This window comes from Stenotrophomonas sp. P5_A8, assembly GCF_056400545.1.
On sequence record NZ_JBFULB010000239.1, the window covers coordinates 1 to 5,864 of the forward strand.

At 68.0% G+C, this 5,864-nt stretch carries 4 protein-coding genes; 1 reads left to right on the forward strand and 3 read right to left on the reverse strand.

Going from position 1 to position 5,864, the window contains the following annotated elements; translation table 11 throughout:
- From AC1DQP_RS15095 to AC1DQP_RS15105, 3 genes are all read right to left on the reverse strand, one after another.
- The coding region (locus AC1DQP_RS15095) for a glycoside hydrolase family 43 protein (protein ID WP_478051917.1) at nt 1–804 on the reverse strand (804 nt) is incomplete at its 3' end.
- Nucleotides 804–2,789, reverse strand: a complete 1,986-nt coding sequence (locus AC1DQP_RS15100; RefSeq protein WP_478051918.1) for a sialate O-acetylesterase — start codon at nt 2,787–2,789, stop codon at nt 804–806. The genes AC1DQP_RS15100 and AC1DQP_RS15095, both read right to left, overlap by 1 nt.
- Before the next feature lie 23 nt (nt 2,790–2,812).
- A complete protein-coding gene (locus tag AC1DQP_RS15105) occupies nt 2,813–4,927 on the reverse strand; it encodes an alpha-glucuronidase family glycosyl hydrolase (RefSeq protein ID WP_478051920.1) in 2,115 nt (704 codons plus the stop codon).
- Nucleotides 4,928–5,038: 111 nt separating this feature from the next.
- On the opposite strand from AC1DQP_RS15105, the gene AC1DQP_RS15110 reads away from it, so the two are divergent.
- Nucleotides 5,039–5,864 (forward strand): substrate-binding domain-containing protein (locus AC1DQP_RS15110; protein WP_478051919.1); only part of this gene is annotated, 826 nt, incomplete at its 3' end.

A 5,864-nucleotide genomic window follows, 5' to 3' on the forward strand; every position in this document is an offset into this window, starting at 1 on the left:
CCACACGTCGCGACTGCGCAGGACCACTTGGGAATGCTGCGGCCCGGTGCCGCCTTCGGCATCGGACAGGTAGTACCAGCCGTCGCGTTTGTAGAGGTGCGGCCCCTCGATCCAGATCGGGTTCTTCGCCGGCTCCACGCCGCCGTCGATCAGCACCTTGCGTGGGCCCACCGGCTTGAACGCGGCCAGATCGATCTGCTGCATCCAGATCGCGCGATGCCCCTCGTAGCGCGGCCGACCGGGCGGCACATCATTGTTGAGCAGGTAAACGGTGCCGTCGTCGTTGAAGAACAGCGATGGGTCGATGCCGTCGACGCCCGGCAGCCAGTGCGGATCGGACCACGGGCCCGCAGGATCCCGCGCGGTGGCGATGAAGTTGCCGCCGCTGTCGACGGCGGTGGTCACCACATAGAACACGCCGTCGTGGTACGCGATGGCCGGTGCGAAGATGCCGCGGGACACGCTCAGGCCATCGAAGTCCAGCTGCGTCGGGCGGTCGATCACGTTGCCGATCTGCTTCCAGTGCACCAGATCCACGCTCTCGAACACCGGGATGCCCGGGAAGTAGGTGAAGCTGGAATTGACCAGGTAGAAACGGCCGTTCGCGCGGACGATGCTTGGGTCGGCGTGGAAGCCGGCGAGGATCGGGTTGCGGTAGTGACCGGCGGGTAGCGGCGCTTCGAAGGCCGTATCGTGTCCTGCATAGTCGAACCAGTCGAAGTAGACCGGTGGCGCGGGTGCGGCCCCCAGCGGCTGCACCGCAGCGGACAACAGCAGGAGCACGGTGGCAATCAGCAGACGCATCAGGGAACCTCTGCAGCGTTGAGGGAAAGCTCGAAGGGCCCGGCCGGCGCGCCGCTGCCGTCGCGCAGCGTGCAGATCGGGCCATCGGCCCAGCAGTAGCGCACGCGCAACGCGCCGCTCCGGTAGTGCCGGCCGCTGGCCGGCTCCACGCAATCCATGCAATCCAACACAACCTCAAGCCCATCCAGCACCGCCTCGGCATAGCGGCAGTGCCGTGCGTCGGCGTCACAGAGCTCGAATCCTATGGGGCCGTTCGCACCGATGGTGACCAGGCTGCCGGTGACATGCTCGAACGCGATCCGCACACCATCCCGCGTGCGCGATGCGTGGTGTGCCGTGGGGCCGGACGGCGCAACGGTCCGGTCGCCGTAGACCACATGGCGCGCCACCTGGGCCAGGCGTCGGCCGAGTTCCTGTTTGTTGGGCGGGTGGATGTCGTACGCATCGCCGATGTCGATGGCCAGGGCAAGCCCGGTGTGCCGGTCTTCCGCCGCAACGCGCCGCTGCGCCTCGCGCACCTGCGCCCAACCACTCTCCACCGGCGCCTGAGGTGGAAGGCCGTATCCGGCCAACTGCACCACCAATACCGGCAACTGTGTGCCGAACTGACTGCGCCAGTCATCGCGCAAGCTACGCAACCGTGCCGCGTAGGCGGCGCCGTCGCCCGTGTTCGATTCGCCCTGGTACCAGACAATGCCCCGCAGGCCATAGCTGCCCAGCGGCGCGATCATGCCGTTGTACAGCGTCGACATCCCCGTGGCCGCGTGCCACGGCGCCAGTGGCGGTGCCTGCGCACCGGGTGCCGCACGGTACTGCCACGCCGCATCCAGGACGATCCGCATGCCATCGTCCAGGTGGACGGCATGGACGCTCGCGGGACCCGCCAGACCACCGTCGCCGTAGGTGTCCAGCACATTGATCACCACCGTGTTGGCACCGGCCTTCAACAAACCGGGTGGCAACCGATACGACCGCGCCTCGCCTGGACCGTACTGGCTGCCCACGGCCACGCCGTTCACCCAGGTCATGTCCGTCTCATCGACCGGACCCAGCTCAAGGCGTGCCCCCTGCCCGGCCTGGGCGGCCGTCAGGGTCACGTGGGTGCGGTACCAGACCATGCCGTTGTAGTGCGAAAGCGCCGGCACGCCCCAGTGCTCCCATGCCCCGAGCATGGCCGGCGCGTCCTGCCATCCCGCGCCGTCCGCGCCGGGCTGCCAGGGGGTGTCGCCGGCGACGGCACCCGCACGCGTTGCCCACCACTGCTGCCACTGCCTGCCCCAGTGTGCGTTTGCCGCGGCGGGGTCGGTGGCATACCGCGCGAGCACCTCCAGCGCCGGTTCCATGCCGCCCTGACTGCGCAGGGCGTCGGCGCTGGTCCATGCCTCGATCCGCGAGCCGCCCCACGCCGACTGGATCAGCCCCATCGGCACGTTGACGGTCTTCTGCAGGTCACGCGCAAAGTAGAAGCAGGCAGCAGAAAAGTCGCGCACCGTATCCGGAGACGCGGGTGTCCACGACACGGGGGTCTGGAACGTAAGTTGGGGCGTGACGGCTGCCGCCTTCGGCACGGTGAGCAGCCGGATCGTCGGTTGCGCGGCCGAAGCGATCTCGCTGACCGCGTCGAGCGTGCGCCATACCGGAAGCTCCATGTTCGACTGCCCGGAACACAACCAGACATCGCCCATCTGCAGGTCACGCACCACTTGGACAGCCGGCCCCGCGCGGACGGTCAGTTGGTGAGGACCGCCAGCGGGCGTCGGCTGCAACGTGGCGCGCCAGCCTCCACTGGCGTCGGCGCGCGTGGTGACGGCCTGCCGTGCGAAGGTCACGGAAACCTTGGCGCCGGGCGTGGCGCGGCCCCAGACCGGCAAGGGTTGGTCGCGCTGCAGAACCGCGTGATCCTGGAACAGCGGATGCAGCAGCGCGGCCCCCCGTTCCTGCGCCAGCGCCAGGTTGGCGCAGCTCGCCAACCCGGCCGCCAACATCCATCCGATCCAAGCGCTCCGACTCATCGCCCATCTCCCGGTGCGGACGGAAACTGCAGGGCCTCGTACCATGCCAGCGGGTGCGGCGGCGCGACTTCGCCCGCAGGCAGCGGCCTGCCGCTCACAGATTGGAAGTACGCCACACTTGCATCACGCCACCACTGTGCTTCGCGCCGCTGGATGCGGAGAAAGGCGGCGACCTGTTCGTAGCGTTGCCGATCCACCCTGCCGCGCAGGCTCGCCCACGTCCCCTGCATGGCCTGCACCTGGTCCACGCCTTGCGAATAGCGCCCGACCAGCGCGTTCCATAGTGTCTTGCCGGAGGCCATGCGGTGATCCCACGGCACGTGGTGGAACCACAGAAGCAGCGGCTCGGGAACCCGCGCCAGGTCGCCATACAGCGCGGCCACCTCGGGTGCGTACTGGCCCACCGCGTTGCTGCCACGGGCGGTCCGGTCGAAGCCGATGCCATCGCGATCAGCGCGGTGGTAGTAGACAGACGTCCAGTCCGCGCGCGGGCCACCGTCCACCCAGGGACCGGGACCGTAGTGGTGCCCCCGTGCCATCAGGTGGTGCAGGCCCAGCGGGGTCATGTAGTTCACCGCCGCCTCGCGCGAGGCCATCATCATCTCGACAATGGGCGCCACCACCGCAGGATCCGGCGCGAAGGTCATGGCCGCCCAGTCCGTCGCGATGTCGCGGGCGGACTGATCCGGATTCCAGGCGAGACGACCGAAGGCGTACCAGTTGGCCTGATCGAAGTGCGACCCGCTCCAGGTCCGGTCGTTGCCGAGGTTGGCGACGCCGGCAATGCCGGTCAGCGACCTTGCCACCGTGGAGCCCTCGCCGCGGGCGTGGGTGTCGGACTGCAGCGCCTCCTCGTACAACGGCCCCAGGTACACCAGATGGGTGGCAAAGCCGAGATACTCCTTGGTGATCTGGACTTCCATCATCAACGGCGTGCGCGGCATGGCCCCGAACAGCGGATGGAACGGCTCGCGCGGCTGGAAATCGATGGGACCGTTCTTCACCTGCACGATCACGTTCGGGCGGAAATCACCGTCCAGGCCGGCAAACTCGGTGTAGGCCTGCGTGGCGCGGTCCTCGGGCACCTCATGCGCGTAGACGAAGGCGCGCCACATGACCACGCCGCCATGGGGTGCCAGCGCGTCAGCCAGCAGATTGGCGCCGTCCGCATGCGAACGGCCATAGTCCTGCGGTCCGGGCTGTCCTTCCGAATTGGCCTTGACCAGGAAGCCACCGAAATCGGGAATGCGCGCGTAGATCTCGTCAGCCTTGTCGCGCCACCAACGTTGCACGTCCGGGTCGAGCGGATCGGCTGTCTTCAGCCCGCCCAGCTCGATGGGCGCGCTGAAGCGCGCGCTCAGGTATACGCGGATGCCGTACGGCCGGAACACGTCTGCCAGCGCGGCGGCTTTGGCGAGATACGCCGGCGCAAGGCTCTGTGCGCTCGCGTTTACATTGTTCAGCACGGTGCCGTTGATGCCGAGCGAGGCGTTGGCACGCGCATAGTCGGTATAGCGCGGGTCGCGCCACTCCGGCAGCGTCTGCCAATCCCAGAGTGAGCGGCCGGCATAGCCGCGTTCGACATGACCATCGAGGTTGTCCCAATGGTTGAGTAAGCGCAGCCGCAGACGGGGGGATTCGCGCACCTCAAGCGCGTCCGGCAACGCGCCCGTCTGCAGCAGTCGCAGCAGATGAAACACGCCGTACAGGACACCGATATCGCGGCGTGCGGCCACCAGCAGCACGTCGCGCCCGTCAATGCGCGCGCGCCGGAGCAGGTAGCCTTCATCGCCGAGCGATTCAATCTCTTCGCGGAATGGCGCGATCAGTGTCGACGACTGCGGTGTACCGAGCACCAGCGAAGCGTTGGTTGCAGCCACACCCTGCATCCGGGGAGCGTTGCCCGTAAGACCCCGCAGACCACGCCCCAGCTCCTCGCGCGCGGCACGCTGCGTGGGCGTTCTGTCAGGGGCCACCACCTCTGCCAAGCGCATGCGGGCGTCGGCCGCGCGCGCGGGTTCGACGGGGGCGTAGCGCAGCCAGAGCGCGTACCCATCCTCTGCGCGCACGTTGCCCACGCAGGCAAACAGCGCCACTGCTGCGCCGAGCATCCAATGACACCGCGCGACACTTGAACGCAGCCGCAGCGTGGACGGCAAACCTTGTAAGCTCCGGACGTGCTTTGGCTGCGACAGCGTCAAAAAGAAGAACGGGAGCGCGAATTGGACAAGCCGAAGAAGTCGGTCCGCCGCAAAGCCAGCGGTGTGACGATCGACGAGGTGGCGGCCCTGGCCGGGGTATCGCCGATGACCGTGTCGCGGGCGATCAACCAGGGCAAGGTGCGCGATGACACCCGCGAACGCGTCATGCGCGCGGTGCGTGAACTCGGCTATACGCCCAACCTGGCCGCCAGTTCGCTGGCCGCCGCACACCACACGCGCATTGCGTTGATCTACACCAATCCCAGCGGTGCCTATCTGCGTGAGCTGCTGGTCGGCCTGCTGCGGGTGGCGTCCAACGCGGCCATCCAGCTGGTCATCCACTACTGGGACAACCTGGACCCCGACGCCGAGCGCAAGGCTGCGCGTGCCTTGGACGGACGCGTGGATGGCGTCATTCTGCCGCCCCCGCTGTGCGAATCGCAGCCGGCCGTGACCGAACTGGTCAAAGCGGGCATCCCGGTGGTGGCGATCGCATCGGGTCACCTCAGTGACGATATTTCCTGCGTCCGCATCGACGACTTCCACGCCGGCAAGGAGATGGCCGAACACCTCATCCAGCACGGTCACCGTCGCATCGGCTTCATCCGCGGCCGCAACGACCTGAGCGCGAGCGCGCGTCGCTACGATGGCTTTGTCACCGCCCTGCATGAGGCCGGGCTGCAGGTCGAAACCGGCCTCGTCCAGCAGGGCGACTACACCTACCGTTCGGGGCTTGCCGCCACCGAAGCGCTGCTGTCCCACCCTCGGCCACCGACCGCGATCTTCGCCAGCAACGACGACATGGGCGCGGCGGCGATCTCCGTCGCACACCGCCGCGGCCTGGAGG